Below are 19339 nucleotides of genomic sequence, written 5' to 3'. Positions count from 1 at the left end.
TTTTAGCAATTAGCAGGCCATACGTAAAATTAACTGCTGCAAAGGTTACTCTTCAATTGCTTCAGTTTTTTTAAAGACAGATAAAATACATAAAAAATTTCATAGCTATTTACGTATTACAATTAGCGAAAGTCACTTGCTTTGGTGCAAAAGTAGCTGCAAGCCTTTATACTACAGCTTGTGCGTTACCCCACCGAGAGCAAATATGAACGAAGAATACATAGAAATAGAATTAGAAGAAGAGCCGATTGAGCTCTGTAAATTATTAAAAGTACTAAACTTAGTTGAAGGTGGCGGCCAAGCTAAAAACCTAATTACCGAAGGCTATGTGGGTGTTAACCATGAAATTTGTACAATAAAGCGGAAAAAATTATACAGTGGCGATGTATTAGAATTTGATGGCGAATTTTTTAAACTTGCGCTAAGTGAAGACGCAACCCCTGCAGAAAAACCTGCGGTACAAACTCAAGCAGAGTCAAAGCAAGCTGCACCACAACCAACAAATCAGCCAGCTAAAAGTAAGCGTAAGCGAACTAAAAAACCAAAAGTAGATGATAAAACAGGTCGTCGTCCTATTTCATTTGGTTAAGCATTTAAAAGCCCTCTTTTTATATAAAAAGGTCAACTTGTATAGTTGGCCTTTTTACTCTTTAATAACCTAGTTAATAATAATAAAAACAAGGTTATAAAATGTCTGTCAAAACACCTAAAAATTGGTTTAAGTCCGTTGTATGGGCGGCACTCGTATGGAACTTACTTGGCGTTATTGCATTTGCTATGCACATGATGATGACACCCGAAATGATAAGTAAACTTCCACTAGATCAACAAGCTGCCTACTCTAACGTTCCTATTTGGTCAACCATTGCATTTGCTATAGCTGTATTTGGAAGCACTTTTGGTTGTCTGTTTTTACTTGCTAAAAACGCGCTGGCAACACCTACTTTTGCGCTATCGCTCGGCGCTATTTTAATTCAGCAATATTATAATTTTGTGGTCATAAACAGTATTGAGCTACTTGGCGCAAGTGCTGTATTTATGCCTATTTTTGTAATCGTTATTGCCATCGCTTTACTTTGTTTGAGTATTAAAGGTAAGCAACAAAGTTGGTTACAGTAATTAATAAGGGTCGAAATAACTTTTGACCCTACCTCTTTCAAATCATCTCTTGAAATTAAACTTTTCAGCATCATCTCTACTATATTAACTGTATAAAATTCGTTCTCTAAACACGATTTTTTACACTGGTATGTACTTTGCAACTCGAACACTACAGAGGTCACTCTTCAAAATATTTTTCTAATTCATAAAGGGGCAAATAATGAATAATAGTTTCGATACCCAACATCAGCTCACAATAAATGGTGAGCAATATCATATTCATTCTCTAAAAGGACTTGGCGACAAAGCGAAACGACTGCCCTTTTCCTTAAAAGTATTACTTGAAAACCTTCTTCGTAACGAAGATGGCGCAAATATAAAAGAACAAGACATTCAAGCCCTTCTTAATTGGGATCCTCAAGCAAAGCCTGCATCTGAAGTTGCCTTTACTCCCGCCCGTGTTGTTATGCAAGATTTTACCGGTGTACCCGCTATTGTAGATTTAGCCGCGATGCGTGACGCAATGGAAAAACTAGGTGGAGATCCTGCAAAAATAAACCCGTTATCACCTGCTGAACTTGTTATTGACCATTCGGTACAAGTAGATGGCTACGGAAATGATGGTGCATTTGATTTAAATGCAAAACTTGAATACGACCGAAATAAAGAACGTTACGAATTTTTACGTTGGGGACAAACCGCTTTTGATAATTTAAAAGTAGTGCCACCAGCAACCGGTATTGTCCACCAAGTAAACCTAGAATACTTAGCGCGCGTTGTTTTTAATGAAGAGCGCGACGGCAAAAAATTCGCTTACCCAGATACGCTTGTAGGGACTGACTCTCACACCACCATGATTAATGGCTTAGGTGTACTTGGTTGGGGTGTAGGCGGTATTGAAGCCGAAGCAGCCATGCTTGGTCAGCCAATTAGCTTACTCATTCCACAAGTAGTCGGTATGAAGCTAAGCGGCCGCTTACCTGAAGGTACTACCGCTACAGATTTAGTGTTAACGGTAACCGAAATACTGCGTAACCATGGTGTAGTGGGTAAATTTGTAGAGTTTTATGGTGATGGCCTTGCCGACTTACCACTTGCCGATAGAGCAACCATAGCGAATATGGCACCAGAATACGGCGCTACGTGTGGTATTTTCCCAATTGATGATGAAACCATTAACTACCTTCGCTTAACAAACCGCGACGAAAGTCACCTAAAGGTAATTGAGGATTACGCAAAACACCAAGGTTTATGGCGTAACGATGGTGACGAAGCTAGCTATACCGATACACTCGAGCTTAAACTAGGTGATGTTGTACCAAGCCTTGCAGGCCCTAAACGACCACAAGATAGAATTTCCCTAGACAAGGCTGGTGAAGTGATTAGCCAGCATTTAAAAAACTTTCAAGATGAACGTATGGCTCGTCGTGATAATAGCGACGAAGAACAAGCTCGTATTGAAGGCGAAGGGCCAACAACAAATCCAGATGAACCAGTCAACGAAGCGCAGTTTATGGGCGCCGCCAAGGTTAAATTTAAAGGGCAAGAGTTTGAACTAAACGATGGTGCTTGTGTTATTGCTGCAATTACTAGCTGTACCAACACCTCTAACCCAAGTGTTATTTTAGCTGCTGGTTTGGTTGCCAAAAAAGCAAAACAGTTAGGTATTAATGTAAAACCTTGGGTTAAAACATCACTTGCACCAGGCTCTAAAGTAGTTACCGACTACCTAGAAAAAGCAGGCCTGATGGATGACCTAGAAAGTTTAGGCTTTAACTTAGTAGGCTATGGCTGTACTACCTGTATTGGCAACTCAGGGCCGCTTGCAACTGAAATATCAGACGCAATTCAAAAACATAAATTAGTAGTGAGCTCTATTTTATCGGGTAACCGTAACTTTGAGGGGCGTATTCACCAAGATGTTAAAATGAACTTTTTAGCCTCCCCTCCGCTTGTTGTAGCTTATGCCATTGCAGGTAGAACCGATATTGACGTATACAACGAACCCCTTGCTCAAGATGCTAACGGTAACGATATTTACCTTAAAAACATTTGGCCAAGCGTTAAAGAAGTAAGTGACCTAGTTAAAGAAACAGTAACTAAAGAAATGTTCGAAAAAAGCTACGCTAACGTTTACGAAGGCGATAGCCGTTGGCAGCAAATTAAAATACCAGATGGCAAACTTTACGATTGGGATGACGCATCTACCTACATTAAAAAAGCACCATTTTTTGATGGTATGAAAGTAGAACCACCGGGCATTCCTACTATCGAAGGTGCACGTTGTTTAGCTAAGCTTGGGGATTCAGTAACCACTGACCATATTTCTCCTGCGGGCGCTATTAAAGCAGATGCACCAGCAGGTTTATACTTGCAAGAAAATGGCGTAGATAAAGCGCAGTTTAACTCGTACGGTTCACGCCGTGGTAATCACGAAGTAATGATGCGTGGCACGTTTGCTAATGTTCGTCTTAAAAACTTACTAGCACCAGGTACTGAAGGCGGCGTAACACGTACTCAGCCTGGCGATACGCTAGAGAGTATTTATGATGCAGCAATGGAGTATCAAAAAAATAATACGCCACTCATTATTTTAGCGGGTAAGGAATACGGTACGGGTTCATCTCGTGACTGGGCGGCCAAAGGCTCACTTTTACTAGGCGTTAAAGCGGTTGTAGCACAAAGCTATGAGCGAATTCATCGCTCTAACTTAATTGGTATGGGTGTATTACCGCTGCAATTTAAAGAAGGTGAAAGCTACGAGTCACATGGGTTAACAGGGCAAGAACAATTTGATATTGATGGCCTGTACGATAAAACCGATGAAGTAACCGTTATTGCTACAAATGCCGAAGGTAAAAAAGTAACCTTGAGTGCTGATGTACGTATTGATACCCCTAAAGAGTGGGATTACTACAAACACGGCGGTATTTTACAATATGTACTGCGTAATATGCTCGACTAACAAAGACAGTAGTTAATACATTTAAAAGCCCAGTTTAGTAATAAGCTGGGCTTTTTATGTGTGCTGTTTGTTGTCTTAAATCAATGCTAAGCATTTAAAGCGTGCCTACACTATAGCGACTATTAGTGAGGTAACTATGTCGCAAACGATGATAATTAGGCTGCTTAAAACATCAATAGTGCTTGGGTTGTACCTTATTGTGACTGGCCACACTTTAATTGTGTCGAGTTACTTCACTGTTAATCATGGTATTAAAGGAATAATTATAGCCGCGGCATGCATTGCTGTAGGTGTACTGCTGTCGCTTCCCACTAAAATATATTTAACCGTATTATTGATGGAAGCCGAAAAACGTTATTTAAAAAACCATAAAAGCACGCACTCTAAATAATTAGAGTGCACTTAAATTATTAATTTCTTTATTACGTTTTTCTAGTTTGTCTTTTACATTTTCGGCATCATTAAATAGCTTTTTAACAGAGTCTGGGTTCAAAATACTGATCCCCTCTGGTGCAGCCGACATTGTATTTGTACTTGGAGAGGTATTTAAAATAGACGTGTCTTCTGCTGCAATAACAGTAATATCTTTAGGATCGAGTTTTACTTCAATACTTTTTGCATGCGGGTTAGGTGTATCAGAAAAGTGCCATTGGCCTGTTTCGTCTTGCCACTTAAAAATTTTGCTGCTTGAGGTAGTACTTTCAGGCATTGGTTCATCAGAAATACTGCTCGCAATTTTATCGCCAGCTTGCTTAACGCCCTGCACTGCTTGGTCCAAAGTATTGCTAGATAGCGCAACCATTTTTTCTTTAATTTGCTGAGATTCATTGCTAATTGATGATGCAGAAAGCCATGTTTGACCATCGGGCTTTTTTAAATAAAACAAAGAGATAACTGCAATAGCCATGATTGATATAGCTAAGTAGGTAAAGTATTTCATAGCGTTCCTGCTTTAATTAATCCTTTATTGCCTTGAGTCTAATAAAAAATACTTAATTTGGCAATTTTTTGTACCCTAATAAAAGAAAATAAAAACGCAGCCGAAGCTGCGTTTTTATTTGCATTTAACTACACCGTAGTCGCGTTAAATACCGTCACCATCCATGTGTAGTCCGCATTCTCGGTTTAAACCAAAAAAGCGAGTTTCTTCCTCTGTCATTCCTGGTTCTAACTTACGTGTTGTATGTACGTCTCCCATAGACACATAACCTTGCTCCCATAATGGGTGGTAAGGTAAATCGTGCTTGGTAAGATACTGATACACGTCGCGGTTAGACCATTCAATAATCGGGTACACTTTAACGGTACCACGGCTAATTTCTACAAACTGTTTATCAGCACGTGTAGATGATTGATCGCGACGCAGACCACTAAACCACGTGCCCGCTTCTATTTCTTTTAACGCGCGGGTCATCGGCTCTACTTTATTAAGCTGATTATATTGCTTAATGCCGTCTTCGCCTTTCTCCCATAGTTTACCAAATTTAGCCTCTTGCCATGCTGGGCTAAGCGGCGCTCTATACACCTTTAAGTTAAGTGATAAACGCTCACTCATTTGCTCAATAAACTGATACGTTTCAGGAAACAAATAGCCTGTATCGGTTAATACAACGGGAATATCTGGACGTTGTGAGGTCATTAAATGCAGCATTACTGCCGCTTGAATACCAAAGCTAGATGATAAAAAAGCCGTATTAGGCAAGTTATCAAGCGCCCATGCAACACGCTGTTCTGCGCTCATATTCGCTAGTAAACCATTAGCATCAGCTAACATAGCCGTTTGGCTTTGTTTATCTAGCTGTAAAATGTTTTTAAATTCACTCATGGTAAATTCCAAACCTCACCAGCGCCAAAGCGCTGGTATTTAATTAAGCGTGAAAATCGGTTACTGATACTTTTACTTCAGCAACAATGCCTTTGCGTATAACAAAGTCACCAAAACACTCACCGTCATTGCGCTCGCTTGCCCATTGGCCAATTAGCTTATCGAATGCTTCTAGGTAAACGTCTTCGCCTACGTTCTCAAGGTACAATTTAGGAATACGTGTGCCTTCTAAATTACCACCTAAGTAAACGTTGTACTTACCTGGGCCTTTACCTACTAAACCTGCTTCTGCAAGCATTGCGCGGCCACAGCCGTTCGGGCAACCTACAACGCGCATAATAATGCTGTCATCGGGTATACCGTGCTTAGCAAGTAATGCTTCAGTTTTTTCTACTAGGCTTGGTAAGTAACGCTCTGCTTCGGCCATTGCAAGTGGGCACGTTGGCAGTGAAACACACGCCATAGAATTTTTACGCTGCTGCGAATCTGTGTCGTCAATCAGACCATGGCTACGAGCAATTTCTTCAATCACGGCTTTTTGATCTGCAGGTACGCCAGCAATAATTAAGTTTTGGTTTGCCGTCATACGCATGTCACCTTGGTGAACTTCTGCAATTTTACGACAACCTGTTTTAAGCGGCTTGCCTGGATAGTCTAAAATACGACCACTTTGAATAAATAGCGTTAAGTGGTGCTTACCATCAATGCCTTCAACCCAACCAATGCGGTCGCCACGGTGAGTAAACTCAAACGGGCGACTTGGTGCAAATGTAACGCCTGAGCGCTTTTCAACTTCTGCTTTAAATACATCAACACCTACACGGTCTAATGTGTATTTAGTTTTTGCATTTTTACGGTTTGAACGATTACCCCAATCGCGCTGCACAGATACAACATGCTCTGCAATTTTTAAGGTATCTTCTAGCGTAATAAAGCCAAAGTCATCAGCCTTACGCGGATAAGTTGCTGTATCGCCGTGCGTCATCGCAAGGCCACCGCCCACTAATACGTTAAAACCAACAAGTTTGCCGTTATCAGCAATTGCCACAAAGTTTAAATCGTTAGCGTGTACATCAACTTCGTTGTTAGGTGGAATAGTCACCGTGGTTTTAAACTTACGCGGTAAGTAATTAGATCCTAAAATTGGCTCTTCTGTGGTTTCTGCTTTTTCGCCATTTAACCAAATTTCGGCATACGCTTTCGTTTTTGGTAATAAATGTTCAGAAATTTTTGCAGCCCAGTCGTAAGCTTCTTGATGTAGCTCAGACTCAACGGGATTAGTAGTACAAAGCACATTACGGTTAACGTCACCCGCTGTAGCAATAGAGTCTATATCTACGCTATCAAGCATTTGGTGCATGCCTTTAATATTTGGCTTTAACACTCCATGAAACTGAAACGTTTGACGCGTTGTTAAACGAATGCTGCCGTAGCTTGTTTTGTCATCTGCAAACTTGTCGATTGCTAACCACTGCTCTGGCTTAATAATACCGCCAGGCATACGTGCACGTAACATTACATTATGTAGCGGCTCTAGCTTTTGCTTAGCGCGCTCACCACGTATATCGCGGTCATCTTGTTGGTACATACCGTGAAAACGTATTAACTGAAAGTTATCGGCTGTAAAGCCACCAGTAATTTCGTCTGTTAAATCTTTTTCTATGGTGCCACGTAAAAAGTTACTTTCTCTTTTCAAACGTTCGTTATCAGAAAGTTTTACGTTTTTATCTTGTTCGCTCATTTTAAATCCTAAATTTGTTACAGTGACGGCTGCTAGCTGTTAAATAAAATAAGAAACGTGATTAATACACGTCTTTCTGATAGCGGTTTGCGCTACGCAAATCTTTTAAATATTGCTCTGCGTCTTCATTGCTCTTGCCTGTGTTTTCTTTAACAATATCAAGCAAGGCGTTGTGTACATCTTTTGCCATGCGATTTGCATCGCCACAAATATAAAAGTGAGCGCCAGCTTCTAGCCATTCAAACACGTCTTTACTGTTACTGCGTAACTTATCTTGTACGTATACTTTTTCTGCTTGATCGCGACTAAATGCAACATCTACTTTGTTAAGTAAACCCGATTTTAAATAACCCTGTATTTCTACTTGGTATAAAAAGTCTTGAGTGAAATGTGGATTACCAAAAAACAACCAGTTTTTGCCTTGTGCTTCACGCGAATCACGCTCTTGTAAAAATGCACGGAACGGCGCAATACCCGTACCAGGACCAACCATAATCACAGGTGTATCATCGTTAGTGGGTAGACGGAAATTGTCGTTGTGTTCGCTAAATACTTTAACTTTACAACCTTCTTCTGCACGACGAGTTAAGTAACCAGTACAACCACCTAAATGCTCGCTATCAAATGCATCAAACTGCACTAGACCTAGTGTTAAATGTACTTCGTCTTCAACCTCAGCTTGGCTAGATGCAATTGAGTACAAACGAGCTTGTAGTTTACGTAGGCAGTCTACTAATTTTTGTGCATCAATTTTTGCAGGGTTTTGGCGAATTACATCAAATATTTGGCGAGGTTCAATATACGCACGCATTGCGGCTTTATCTTCTACAAGCTTTAATAATTCAGGCGTACCAGTTGCTATTGCGTATTTTTCTACAAAACCAGGGTATGACTGAGTCAGCTCTAGTTTTTCAATAAGTGCGCCGCGTACGCTTAGCTCTTCATCACCTACTTTTACAATGCTTGTTGCATCTATTTGAGTAAGTGTAAGTACTTCATCAACTAATACATCATCATTTAAAAAGTACACACCTAATGAATCACCAGGTGTGTAAGTAATGTCTGAACCTTCAAGCGAAATTTCAACGTGGCGTACATCTTTAGTAGAGTCGCGACCGGTAATTTTTTGAACTGTTAATAGCTCTGCTTCAAATGGATTTTGTTTTGTATATTGGCTTGAAGCGGTCATTGGTGCGCCAAATGGCATTGATACAACTTGACCACCAGCGGCTTCTTGCTGCGCTTTTAAATCAGGTTCGAATGCATCAACTGCACCGGCAATCCATGTTGCAGCTTCATCTTCGTAATCTACATCTAAATCAGCACGTTGATATATGGTTTGCGCACCGAGTTTATTTAAACGCTCTTCAAAATCTTTTGCTGTTTGGCAGAAAAACTCATAGCTAGAATCACCTAAGCCAATAACCGCTATTTTTACATCGTCTAGTTTTGGCGCTTTTTTAGTGGCTAAAAATTCGTGAAGTGTTTCTGCGTCTTCAGGTGGCTCACCTTCGCCGTAAGTAGATACAACGATAGTTAAAAACTTTTCTTTTTTCAGGGCTGTTGGTTTGTAATCTGACATGCTAACAAGCTTAACTGCTAAGCCTCGCGACTCAGCCTGCTCTTTCATTTTGGTAGCTACACCTTTTGCGTTACCTGTTTGCGAACCATATAAAATAGTTAGCGCTGCTGCATCACCCGCAGCCGGTACGCCTGCCGTAGAAGCACCTAACGCAGCCGAATTAGCATTTGCAGCTAAGTAACCACTTACCCACGCTTGTTGAATTGGATTAAGTTCAGCCACTAAACCTTGCAGCTTTTGTACTTGATCTTGCGATAGCGGGCTTGCCGCAGCATTTAGTTGACCTAACAACATGAATCGATTCCCCATAACCCTGAAAATTAAACACAACACACTTTGTGTATTGTTAAAAATGAGTTTTACCTCATCCAGAGCGTATCTGTTGAGGTTTTCTAAGTATGTAGGATAACGGGCTCTGCATAGATAAAAAAAGAATAGAATCTGCTTTGATATTCCATTTAGTTATTAATTTATAAAAATACCTTCAAAAACAGATTAAAGGACGATTATTGCCTTTTACAGCACTTTAAATTAACAATTTTGTAACCTAACTAATGTAGGGTATATTCCTCATTCAAAATAAAAATAGGAACAACTATGTTACACGGGAAATATAAAAATAAACTACTTAGTACCGCATTGTTACTTGGCTCATTACCTGTAATGGCCAATGTAGCTAATGGCGGCTTTGAACAATGGTCAGGTAATACACCTGATGCATGGACTACGATAGATAGCGGAATTGCTTTAACGCGCTCAACCAGTACAGTTAAAAGCGGTAGTAGCTCTGCTGCTGCAAATGTAACAACAGGATCGCAAAGTAACACTGATTTACTACAACAGGTTGCTGTAGAAGCAGGTAAAACCTATAACTTTTCGGCTGATGTTTACCACACCGAAGGTAAAATTAAAGCTCGCTTGTATGTAGATGGTTATCAAGGCTATTCAAATCAAGCACAAACTAACCAATGGCAAACAGTTAGCCATAGCTATACAGCAAGCAGTAATAAAACAATTAGTGTTGGCCTTAGGTTTTACGATGTAAGTGGATTTGATGGCAGCGAAACCGTATACGTAGATAACTTTTTACCAAACGCTGATGGCAGCGCATCAACAAGCTGTACTGACAATAGCCTCATCTTAACGCTTAGTACCGATAATTACGGTAGCGAAACTAGCTGGGCCGTTAATAACAATCAAGGTAGCGCTGTTGCTAACGGCAGTGGTTACGCATCAAACACTCAGTATGATGAGCAAATATGCCTAACTGATGGAACTTACACACTTGTTATTAACGACAGCTACGGCGATGGCATGTGTTGTTCAACAGGTAATGGCAGTTATGCGCTTAAGCAAGGCTCTACCACACTTGCTAGCGGTGCAAGTTTTAATAGCACCGACAGCACAGCATTTACTTTAGGTAGTGGCTCTGGTGATGGCGGCGGGACCACCCCAACACCCACTGGCTACTATGTTACTGCTCAAGGGTTATCGGGTTATGCACTAAAAACTGAGCTTTATAATATTATTAAAGATCATAATGCACAGGGTTACTCGGCTATTTGGAATTTTTACGACTCATCTGCACGTGATAAATACTTTGAAAACGATAACAGCATTTTAGATATGTATAGCGAAAAACCAAACGGCTCTGACAGCTACAATTATGCTGCGGTGAGCGATCAATGTGGTAACTATAGTGGAGAAGGCGGTTGTTACAACCGTGAGCATTCATTTCCTAAAAGCTGGTTTGGCGGCACTATTGAGCCAATGAACTCAGATGTGCATCATATTTACGCAACCGACGGTTATGTAAACTCAAAACGTAGTAACTTCCCATTTGGTGAAGTAGCAAGCGCTTCATTTACATCAACTAACGGAAGTAAATTAGGTTCTGCCGCAAGTTCATTAAATTACTCAGGTACTGTATTTGAGCCAATTGACGAATTTAAAGGTGACTTTGCTCGCGCTTATTTTTATATGGCAACGCGCTACGAAAATGTAATAGGCACTTGGCAAACAAAAACGACCTCAAGTAATGCTGTACTTAATGGTTCAAGCAACCAAGTGTTTGAAAGCTGGGTTGTAGCCATGCTGCTTAACTGGCATAACAGCGATCCTGTAAGCCAAATGGAACTTGACCGTAACCAAGCAGCGTTTGAATTTCAAGGTAATCGTAACCCGTATATCGACCACCCTGAATTTGTAGAAATGATCTGGTAAAAGTTAGCAGTTAAAACAAAAGCCTTTGCAAATGCAAAGGCTTTAACTTTTAGCGTGTAATATTTTTTTATAGTCACAATGGTTTAAGCTAATTATAAGAAACAGCTGCGATAAGTGATTTTTCAGCTCTGTTTTTCATCAACGTTAAAAGTGAATGATGAAAATCTTGAAATATCACCTCACCCCATATTCGCGAATAAATACCAAAATTTGTATTATCTTGCACGGTCGTTTTTAACGTTAAAATCGTATTGCCGCTTTTATCTTCACTTAACTCATATCCACCGTAAAGAGGTGAAAAGTATTCACCGCCTAGTTTTACGTGTTTATCGAGTGCGTCATCGGGGATAGCATCTGGGTCTATATCAAATCTATAATGCATTTTTTTGTTTGGCTGCCAGTCGGTTATTACTTCTTCAAACACAACGCCTTTTTGCCAAGTACTTGTGCGAACAGCGCCTATACCGCTAGCATTCATACTTGCCTTTAATGGCTTTGGTACACCAATTAATTGAGTGAGTGAAAAAGGCACTTCCTGTGGTTTTATGTCACTCACATTAGCTAACTGCTGCCACACAACATTGATGGGCGCGTTAATAGCTATTGAATTTGTTACTTCGTATGTTTTTGATAAATGTAAAAAGTTAACTTCAATAGGTGAGAGCAATATAGGTAACAACGCGATTGATAATAAAGAACTATTCGCTTTTTTTATTTTACGTTTTCTAACAAAGCCCGCAAGTAACCCACCAATGCTGGCAAAAAACATAAAAGCAGGCAAAGCCATTGCCACACAAATGCTCCCTTCAAGCAAAGTAATTACACTTACAAATAAAAAAACAAAAATAGGCTGCCAAGCAATCGTGATCATTTGCCTTTTAGTTAATGTTTTTGATTCGTTGTACTCAAAGTGAATACGAATATAGCCAATAGCAACAGGCACTAAAAACATAAATGATATAGAGACTAAGCTACCTAAATTGTAAGCATTGACTAGCTCTACAAACAGCAGCATAAATATGCCGTAAAGCGTACCAAGTAAAATACCAATTGATTTAGGGGAGTTGAGTTGCATCTCTATTCTTTATTGTTGTTATTAACAATCCGAAAGTAACAGAAGTATTATTTCACCACAAATAAAACGAAATTAACGGCTGCTACCAATAAGCTTTTCAAACAAAGCGGCTTTTACAGCCACTAAGACTAAAGGATAATAACCTGCCATTAACACTACTTCCCGCTATAAACAGTGATCAAACTCCTTGAAATAAAAAACAAACCATTGATTTGTAATAACTTTAAATAATTTTGTGTAATTTTATAATTTTTAACGTAAAGCTGACTGTCAGATTAACTGTATTAAAAACAACCATGCACGACCTTTTGCCTATACATCCCAGCCTAAAAGCTGATTTACCCTGCATGTTCAATATTCATTTGCTTTAACAAAAGCCGTATTTATTTGATTAAGCAACAATGTTGCAGGAGAACGCATGCAAACTACACCACCCGGTGATGCACCATCAAACACGCACAAGGATGCTCAAAGCTACGAGCAACTTCACAAGCCGAGTTCAGAGTTTAATACTCGCGACGAGTACCTCGAACATGAATTACAAATTATGCAGCCTAAGCGCTGGCGTCCTAATTTACCGTTTAGAGATTACCGATTTGAATTTGAAGACACTATACCTGCAATGGCGGGCACTATTGGTAAAGTCGTTATGGTGGGGGCTATTGCAGCAACCTTTGCGGCGCCTCTTGGATTAAGCGATGCCTTTGTTTTAGAAAATGTGCGCTACGAATTACTCATTGTTTCTATTTTTATCATCTTATTCTCAGGCTTTATTTTACCTACAGCCAACTTGGCTGGTACTCACGGCCCGCTTATTCCGTTAATTCCTATTGTTGTTGCTGCTGGCGGCCATCCTATGGCGTTTGGCTTACTCATTGGTGCCTTTGGTTTTATTTTAGCCATAACCAAGGGAGGAAGTATGCTCGCGCGCCTAACCAGTAAAGGTGTATGTGGCGGGCTACTTATTTATTTAGGCTTCATTGGTACTATTTCGCAAGTTAAAAAGCTGTTTGCTTGGGCTGAAGCCATTGATATGGCACACATTGCGTTTATTGTTATTTTAGCCACTATTTTACTATATGCACTGTTAGAGCACTTTAAAAAACGTTGGTTAGCCGTGCCGTTAAGCTGCCTTATTGGTGGCGTGGTTGCCTTTGCCTTAGGTGCACCGTTTGAGTTTCATACTGCACCGGGTTTACCAAATATGAACCCAGCTTACTGGTGGGGCGAAAACACGGGTTGGATGCTAGGTTTACCAACACTTGAAAGCTTTGTTGTTGTACTACCATTTGCAGTGCTCGCCGTTGCTATGTGGTCGCCAGATTTTTTAGGCCATCAAGTATTTCAAAAAATAAGCTATCCGCAACGCACTGAAAAAGTACAAATGAATATAGACGACACCATGCTAAGTGCATCGGTTAGACAAACATTCGGCTCACTTGCCGGTGGTGCTAACTTTGCCTCCTCTTGGGGTACTTATATTGTGCCTGCCGCTATTGCTAAACGCCCTATCCCTGCTGGCGCTATTTTAACTGCATTATTTTGTATTATTGCTGGTTTATGGGGTTACCCTATGGATTTAGCAATTTGGCAGCCTGTATTGTGTGTAGCGCTTATTGTTGGGGTGTTTATCCCGCTACTTGAAGCTGGCATGGAAATGACGCGCGAAGGTAAAACGACGCAATCAGCCGCTATTGTGGTGTTTGCTTCGACCTTGGTTAATCCTGCTTTTGGTTGGTCACTTACTATGTTACTTGATAACTTAGGGCTGATTGGCTGTAAAGAGCGCAGCGCTGAGCTAACTAAAATGAGCCGCTGGGTGATTCCACTTATCATGTTTGTGCTACTTACCACTGTAATGGCAATTGTAGGTATGTTACCCGGTATACCTGCGTTAATGGCTGACTTTAGGCATTAAGCCTTAGCTACCACATCTCATATTTACCCACAAAAAAGCACGGCAATTGCCGTGCTTTTTAATACGTGATTCTTAATTACAGGTTAAGAAATTACTGCCAAGAACGCTCAGTAGCTAGTTGTTTTTCAAACGCATCAATTTGTGGGTTTAGTGTTTCGGTTACACCAATAAAGTCTAAACCACTTAACAAACGTTCTTTTACCTCTTTACTAATATCAAAACTAATTGGTGCAAACTTACTGCTTGTTAGTGTTTGATTTTCAAGATCGATTTCAATGTTAATATCGTCGTGCTGCTCGCTAAGTACAAACAATTGCTCAAGCGTGTCGGCAGGTAACGCTATGGCTAACATTTGGTTGTTACCACAGTTATTAAAGAAAATATCTGCAAAGCTTTCAGCTAAAATAACTTCAAAGCCATATTGCTTCAGCGCCCATGGCGCGTGCTCACGAGATGAGCCACAACCAAAGTTGTCGCGCGTTAATAATATTTGCGCGCCTTGGTAACACGGGCGATTTAAAATAAAGTCAGGGTTTGGCTCGTCGTTATCTAGGTAACGCCAATCATAAAACAATGCCGCATCAAAGCCTTCGCGGCTAGTTGATGTTAAAAACTGCTTAGGGATAATTTGGTCAGTATCTACATTGTTTTTATCAAGTGGGGCCATTAAGCCACTAAAAAATACGCTCATTAGGCTTCTCCTCTAATATCAACAAAGTGACCATGTATTGCAGCGGCTGCCGCCATTGCAGGGCTAACTAAATGGGTACGCCCGCCACGACCTTGGCGACCCTCAAAGTTACGGTTAGAAGTAGATGCACAACGCTTGCCTGCTCCTAGGCGGTCATCGTTCATCGCTAAACACATAGAACAACCCGGTTCGCGCCATTCAAAGCCAGCGGCTTTAAAAATATCGGCTAAGCCTTCGTCTTCGGCTTGTTTTTTAACTAAGCCAGAGCCCGGTACAATTAACGCCTCTATGCCGGCTACAACATGTTTGCCTTCAACAATTTTTGCAGCAGCGCGCAAGTCTTCAATGCGGCTATTTGTACATGAGCCAATAAATACCGTGTCTACTTTCGCGCTTGATAATTTATCGCCCGCTTTTAAATCCATGTATTTAAGCGCGCTGCGAATAGCATCGGCTTTAATTAAGTCTGGTTCTTTATCTGGATCGGGTATGCACTCATCAACACCAATTACTTGCTCTGGGCTTGTGCCCCAGGTAATTTGTGGCTGAATGTCGTCGGCATTTAGCTCAACAACTAAATCAAAGTGTGCGCCTTCATCTGTTTTTAATGTTTCCCAATATTCAACGGCTGCATCAAAATCTGCGCCTTTTGGTGCAAACGGACGACCTTTTAAGTAATCATAAGTAATTTGGTCAGATGCAATTAAACCCGCTTTTGCACCCATTTCTATGCTCATATTACATAGCGTCATACGGGCTTCCATTGAAAGCGCTTCAATGCCTGCACCACAAAACTCAGCTACATAACCTGTGCCACCAGCGGTACCTAACTTGCCAATAACCGCCATAATTAAATCTTTAGCCGTAACCGTTGGACGCAATACACCGTTAATTTGAATTTTTAACGATTTCGCCTTTTTTTGCTGTAGCGTTTGCGTTGCTAATACGTGCTCAACCTCAGACGTACCAATACCATGCGCTAATGCACCAAACGCACCATGTGTAGAGGTATGGCTATCGCCACATACAATGGTTGTGCCTGGCAAGGTAATACCTTGCTCTGGGCCCATTACGTGCACAATGCCTTGGTTAATCGAGTTTAAATCGTAAAGTACAATACCAAACTCTTTACAGTTTTTATCAAGCGCCATTAATTGGTTTTTAGATACTTCGCTTGCCGCATCAAGTGATCGGCTCTTAGTCGATACGTTGTGATCCATCGTTGCAAAAGTTTTTTCTGGGCAACGTACAGTACGGTTTTTTTCACGTAGACCTGCAAAAGCCTGCGGAGAAGTAACTTCATGCACTAAATGGCGGTCAATATAAAGTAAGTCGGTTTGCTCATTTATGCTGGCAACGGTATGTGCTTGCCAAATTTTTTCGTATAACGTTTGGGCCACTTGCTAATTCCCTAATCTGTTTGAGTTGCAGCATAACGGTGCTGCAACTTTACTATGTTATTAAATGCGTGAAACGATGGCTGCAGCCACATCGCTTGTGCTGTAACCTGCATTTGGATATATATCTGGTGTGCCAACGCCTGCTTCTACGGCTTCTGCTACTGCTTTTTCAATGGTGCGTGCAGCTTCGTCTTGTCCTAGCGAGTAACGTAGCATTAATGCAGCACTTAAAATTTGTGCTATTGGGTTTGCAACGCCTTTACCTGCAATATCTGGTGCTGAACCGCCTGCTGGCTCGTACAATCCAAAACCCGATTGATTCAAGCTTGCCGATGGTAATAAGCCCATTGAGCCTGTGATCATGGCGCACTCATCTGACAAAATATCGCCAAATAAGTTATCGCAAAGTAATACATCAAATTGGCTAGGCTGCTTAACTAACTGCATAGCGGCGTTATCTACGTAAATGTAATCTAAGCTTACTTCTGGGTAGTCTTTGCTTACTTCGGTTACTACTTCGCGCCATAATACGCTTGATGCTAATACATTGGCTTTATCAACAGAGGTAACATGGTTACTACGTAGTTTTGCAGCTTCAAAAGCAAAGCGTGCAATACGTTCAATTTCTTTACGCGAGTATGTTTGCGTATCAAATGCAAACTCTTCTGCGCCTTCACCACTGCGGCCTTTTTCACCAAAGTAAATGCCGCCAGTTAGTTCGCGCACACATAAAATATCAAAACCTTTTTCGCTGATATCAGCGCGAAGTGGCGACGCTGCACTTAATGCAGGTAATAACTGTGCAGGGCGTAAATTACAAAACAAACCAAAGTGCTTACGAAGCGGCAATAACGATGCGCGCTCAGGCTGCTCGTTTGGTGGTAAGTTTTCCCATTTAGGACCGCCTACCGAACCAAATAAAATAGCGTCTGAGTTTTCGCACGCAGTAAGCGTGCTCTGTGGTAATGCTTTACCAAATTCGTCAATGGCTGCACCGCCAATTGCATAATGCTCGCGGTTTAGGGTAAAACCAAACTTATTGCTTACAGCATCAAGTACTTGCTCTGCTGCTGCCATGACTTCTGGGCCAATACCGTCGCCAGCTAATACCGCAACGCTGTAGTTTGTTTTACTCATCCTGCTTTCCTTTGTTGTTTTAAATCAGACACTTTTTGTGCACGATAAATTAAGTTATAAACACGGATCATGGCGCGTACCGACGCTTCAACCACATCCGCTGCAATACCCGCACCGTGGTAAGGTCGGCCATCGTATTTAGCTATAATATTTACTTGGCCTAATGAGCTTGCACCTTGACCTGTCGCTTCTAAGTTATATTCAATCATTTCAACGCTCATACCGGTTAAGCGCTCAATAGCTGCAAACGAGGCTTCTACTGGACCATTACCTGTCGCGGCTTCTTGTTTAGCTTCGCCATCAATTCGCATTCCAATCGTAGAACTTGCTACCGATTGTGAGTTAGAGGCTGAGTTAACAAATTCTAATTGGTATTTTTCGTCTTTGTCGTTAATTTGATTAAAGTAAATCATCGCCTCAAGGTCGTAATCGTATACTGTGCCTTTTTGGTCAGCCAATTCGATAAAGCTTTTATATAAGCCATCCATATCGTAATCAGATTTTTGATAGCCTAACTCTTCTAAGCGATGCTCAATAACATGACGGCCCGAACGCGAAGTCATATTTAATTGGTTGCTTGGCACACCCACGCTTTCTGGCGACATAATCTCATAAGTATTTTGCGCTTTTAATACACCGTCTTGGTGAATGCCAGAACTATGTGCAAAGGCGTTTTCGCCAACAATCGCTTTATTTGGTTGTACTGGCATATTACAAATCTTAGCCACTTGGCGAGATGCACGGTAAATTTCTTCACTTTTAATATCGGTATATACTTTTAAGTGGTCGTGGCGCATTTTCATGATCATCGCCACTTCTTCAAGCGAGCAGTTACCAGCACGCTCACCAATGCCATTAATAGTACACTCAATTTGACGTGCTCCGGCTTGCACTGCAGCCACCGAGTTTGCTACTGCTAGGCCTAAATCGTTGTGGCAATGCACACTTAAGCGCGCTTTATCAATATTTGGCACGTTATTCATTAAATGGCGGATCATCGCGGCGTATTCGTCTGGCGTTACAAAACCAACGGTGTCTGGCAAGTTAATAGTTGAAGCTCCGGCATTAATTGCCTGCTCAACAATTTTACATAAATCCCAATGCGGCGTACGACCGGCATCTTCACACGAAAATTCAACATCATCAGTATAGTTACGTGCCAATTTAATTGATTTAACAGCCATTGCCGTTGCATCGTCTAAGCTCATACGTAATTTATGTTCAAGGTGCAAAGGGCTTGTAGCAATAAAAGTATGAATACGGCTTTGCTGAGCTGTGCGAAGTGCTTCGCCACAGGCTTCAATGTCTTTAGCAACTGAGCGTGCCAAACCACAAATAATCGGGCCTTTTACTTCGGTTGCAATACGTTGCACCGAGCGAAAATCAGCAGGGCTCGAAACCGGAAAACCCACTTCCATCACATCCACATTCAAGCGGCTAATTGTATGTGCTAATTGAATTTTATCATCTTCAGTAAGGCTCGCTTTGAGTGCCTGCTCACCATCACGTAAGGTGGTATCAAAAATCCATACTTTATCTTGCTCTTGCATAACTGCCCCTCATTCCTATGTTACCCAAATTTCAATTAATCCCAGCCGCGAGATAAAAAAAACCCCGCAATTGCGGGGTTTTTAGTGTTCAACTCGATGCAAACACACTAATCCCCGCTCACTGACCATAG

General features: G+C 41.1%; 15 protein-coding genes. 6 read left to right on the top strand and 9 right to left on the bottom strand.

Going from position 1 to position 19339, the window contains the following annotated elements; translation table 11 throughout:
• The first annotated feature begins 205 nt into the window (after positions 1-205).
• From GQR54_RS17025 to GQR54_RS17010, 4 genes are all read left to right on the top strand, one after another.
• Positions 206-589: an RNA-binding S4 domain-containing protein gene (locus GQR54_RS17025; RefSeq protein WP_010554787.1), complete on the top strand. Its 384-nt coding sequence runs from the start codon at positions 206-208 to the stop codon at positions 587-589.
• A gap of 101 nt (positions 590-690) precedes the next feature.
• Entirely contained in the window at positions 691-1119 is a 429-nt protein-coding gene (locus tag GQR54_RS17020; protein WP_166379183.1) for a hypothetical protein, read from the top strand.
• 202 nt (positions 1120-1321) lie between these two features.
• Positions 1322-4066, top strand: a complete 2745-nt coding sequence (gene acnA, locus GQR54_RS17015; protein ID WP_166379181.1) for an aconitate hydratase AcnA — start codon at positions 1322-1324, stop codon at positions 4064-4066.
• Between the two features lie 136 nt (positions 4067-4202).
• Positions 4203-4457, top strand: a complete 255-nt coding sequence (locus GQR54_RS17010; RefSeq protein WP_166379179.1) for a hypothetical protein — start codon at positions 4203-4205, stop codon at positions 4455-4457.
• Here the strand turns inward: GQR54_RS17010 and GQR54_RS17005 are convergent, their stop codons facing one another.
• The 4 genes from GQR54_RS17005 to GQR54_RS16990 all read right to left on the bottom strand — a co-directional run bounded on the left by GQR54_RS17005 (position 4458) and on the right by GQR54_RS16990 (position 9508).
• A complete protein-coding gene (locus GQR54_RS17005; RefSeq protein WP_166379177.1) occupies positions 4458-5006 on the bottom strand; it encodes a DUF4124 domain-containing protein in 549 nt (182 codons plus the stop codon). It lies immediately after the preceding gene.
• A 144-nt stretch (positions 5007-5150) separates the two neighbouring features.
• Entirely contained in the window at positions 5151-5891 is a 741-nt protein-coding gene (locus GQR54_RS17000; RefSeq protein WP_007582191.1) for a phosphoadenylyl-sulfate reductase, read from the bottom strand.
• A 43-nt stretch (positions 5892-5934) separates the two neighbouring features.
• Complete coding sequence (gene cysI / locus GQR54_RS16995; protein ID WP_166379175.1) at positions 5935-7632, bottom strand: assimilatory sulfite reductase (NADPH) hemoprotein subunit; 1698 nt, start codon at positions 7630-7632, stop codon at positions 5935-5937.
• A 61-nt stretch (positions 7633-7693) separates the two neighbouring features.
• Positions 7694-9508, bottom strand: coding sequence for an assimilatory sulfite reductase (NADPH) flavoprotein subunit (locus GQR54_RS16990; protein ID WP_121955326.1), 1815 nt, complete (start codon positions 9506-9508; stop codon positions 7694-7696).
• A 303-nt stretch (positions 9509-9811) separates the two neighbouring features.
• Between GQR54_RS16990 and GQR54_RS16985 the strand changes: the two genes are divergently transcribed.
• Positions 9812-11437, top strand: coding sequence for an endonuclease (locus GQR54_RS16985; protein WP_166379173.1), 1626 nt, complete (start codon positions 9812-9814; stop codon positions 11435-11437).
• Positions 11438-11525: 88 nt separating this feature from the next.
• On the opposite strand, the gene GQR54_RS16980 is transcribed toward GQR54_RS16985, so the two are convergent.
• Entirely contained in the window at positions 11526-12512 is a 987-nt protein-coding gene (locus tag GQR54_RS16980; RefSeq protein ID WP_166379171.1) for a hypothetical protein, read from the bottom strand.
• A 418-nt stretch (positions 12513-12930) separates the two neighbouring features.
• On the opposite strand from GQR54_RS16980, the gene GQR54_RS16975 reads away from it, so the two are divergent.
• The gene (locus GQR54_RS16975) at positions 12931-14430 is read left to right on the top strand and encodes a DUF3360 family protein (protein WP_007582201.1); all 1500 of its coding nucleotides are present in this window, start codon (positions 12931-12933) and stop codon (positions 14428-14430) included.
• Positions 14431-14521: 91 nt separating this feature from the next.
• On the opposite strand, the gene leuD is transcribed toward GQR54_RS16975, so the two are convergent.
• Genes leuD through leuA form a run of 4 tightly spaced genes read right to left on the bottom strand, consistent with a single transcriptional unit; the run spans position 14522 to position 19208 of the window.
• Positions 14522-15121, bottom strand: a complete 600-nt coding sequence (leuD, locus tag GQR54_RS16970) for a 3-isopropylmalate dehydratase small subunit (RefSeq protein WP_010555450.1) — start codon at positions 15119-15121, stop codon at positions 14522-14524.
• Positions 15121-16521: a 3-isopropylmalate dehydratase large subunit gene (leuC, locus tag GQR54_RS16965; RefSeq protein ID WP_166379169.1), complete on the bottom strand. Its 1401-nt coding sequence runs from the start codon at positions 16519-16521 to the stop codon at positions 15121-15123. Before leuC ends, leuD begins: the two co-directional genes overlap by 1 nt.
• A 60-nt stretch (positions 16522-16581) precedes the next feature.
• The gene (gene leuB / locus GQR54_RS16960) at positions 16582-17658 is read right to left on the bottom strand and encodes a 3-isopropylmalate dehydrogenase (protein ID WP_166379167.1); all 1077 of its coding nucleotides are present in this window, start codon (positions 17656-17658) and stop codon (positions 16582-16584) included.
• On the bottom strand, positions 17655-19208 hold the full coding sequence (leuA, locus tag GQR54_RS16955) for a 2-isopropylmalate synthase (protein ID WP_008171909.1): 1554 nt from the start codon (positions 19206-19208) through the stop codon (positions 17655-17657). The genes leuB and leuA overlap by 4 nt, the downstream gene beginning before the upstream one ends.
• Positions 19209-19339 lie beyond the last annotated feature (131 nt).

Origin of the sequence: Pseudoalteromonas sp. Z9A4 (assembly GCF_011378845.1) — a bacterium.
Lineage (GTDB): Bacteria > Pseudomonadota > Gammaproteobacteria > Enterobacterales > Alteromonadaceae > Pseudoalteromonas > Pseudoalteromonas arctica.
This window is presented reverse-complemented; position numbering and strand designations above follow the sequence as displayed.

What these genes read in the sequence shown, in the direction of transcription:
- GQR54_RS16985 (WP_166379173.1), top strand. Translation starts at nt 9,812, where the DNA reads ATGTTACACGGGAAATATAAAAATAAACTACTTAGTACCGCATTGTTA.
- GQR54_RS17020 (WP_166379183.1), top strand. Translation starts at nt 691, where the DNA reads ATGTCTGTCAAAACACCTAAAAATTGGTTTAAGTCCGTTGTATGGGCG.
- cysI (WP_166379175.1), bottom strand. Translation starts at nt 7,632, where the DNA reads ATGAGCGAACAAGATAAAAACGTAAAACTTTCTGATAACGAACGTTTG.
- leuB (WP_166379167.1), bottom strand. Translation starts at nt 17,658, where the DNA reads ATGAGTAAAACAAACTACAGCGTTGCGGTATTAGCTGGCGACGGTATT.
- GQR54_RS16975 (WP_007582201.1), top strand. Translation starts at nt 12,931, where the DNA reads ATGCAAACTACACCACCCGGTGATGCACCATCAAACACGCACAAGGAT.
- GQR54_RS17025 (WP_010554787.1), top strand. Translation starts at nt 206, where the DNA reads ATGAACGAAGAATACATAGAAATAGAATTAGAAGAAGAGCCGATTGAG.
- GQR54_RS16990 (WP_121955326.1), bottom strand. Translation starts at nt 9,508, where the DNA reads ATGTTGTTAGGTCAACTAAATGCTGCGGCAAGCCCGCTATCGCAAGAT.
- GQR54_RS16980 (WP_166379171.1), bottom strand. Translation starts at nt 12,512, where the DNA reads ATGCAACTCAACTCCCCTAAATCAATTGGTATTTTACTTGGTACGCTT.
- GQR54_RS17000 (WP_007582191.1), bottom strand. Translation starts at nt 5,891, where the DNA reads ATGAGTGAATTTAAAAACATTTTACAGCTAGATAAACAAAGCCAAACG.
- leuD (WP_010555450.1), bottom strand. Translation starts at nt 15,121, where the DNA reads ATGAGCGTATTTTTTAGTGGCTTAATGGCCCCACTTGATAAAAACAAT.
- GQR54_RS17005 (WP_166379177.1), bottom strand. Translation starts at nt 5,006, where the DNA reads ATGAAATACTTTACCTACTTAGCTATATCAATCATGGCTATTGCAGTT.
- acnA (WP_166379181.1), top strand. Translation starts at nt 1,322, where the DNA reads ATGAATAATAGTTTCGATACCCAACATCAGCTCACAATAAATGGTGAG.
- GQR54_RS17010 (WP_166379179.1), top strand. Translation starts at nt 4,203, where the DNA reads ATGTCGCAAACGATGATAATTAGGCTGCTTAAAACATCAATAGTGCTT.
- leuA (WP_008171909.1), bottom strand. Translation starts at nt 19,208, where the DNA reads ATGCAAGAGCAAGATAAAGTATGGATTTTTGATACCACCTTACGTGAT.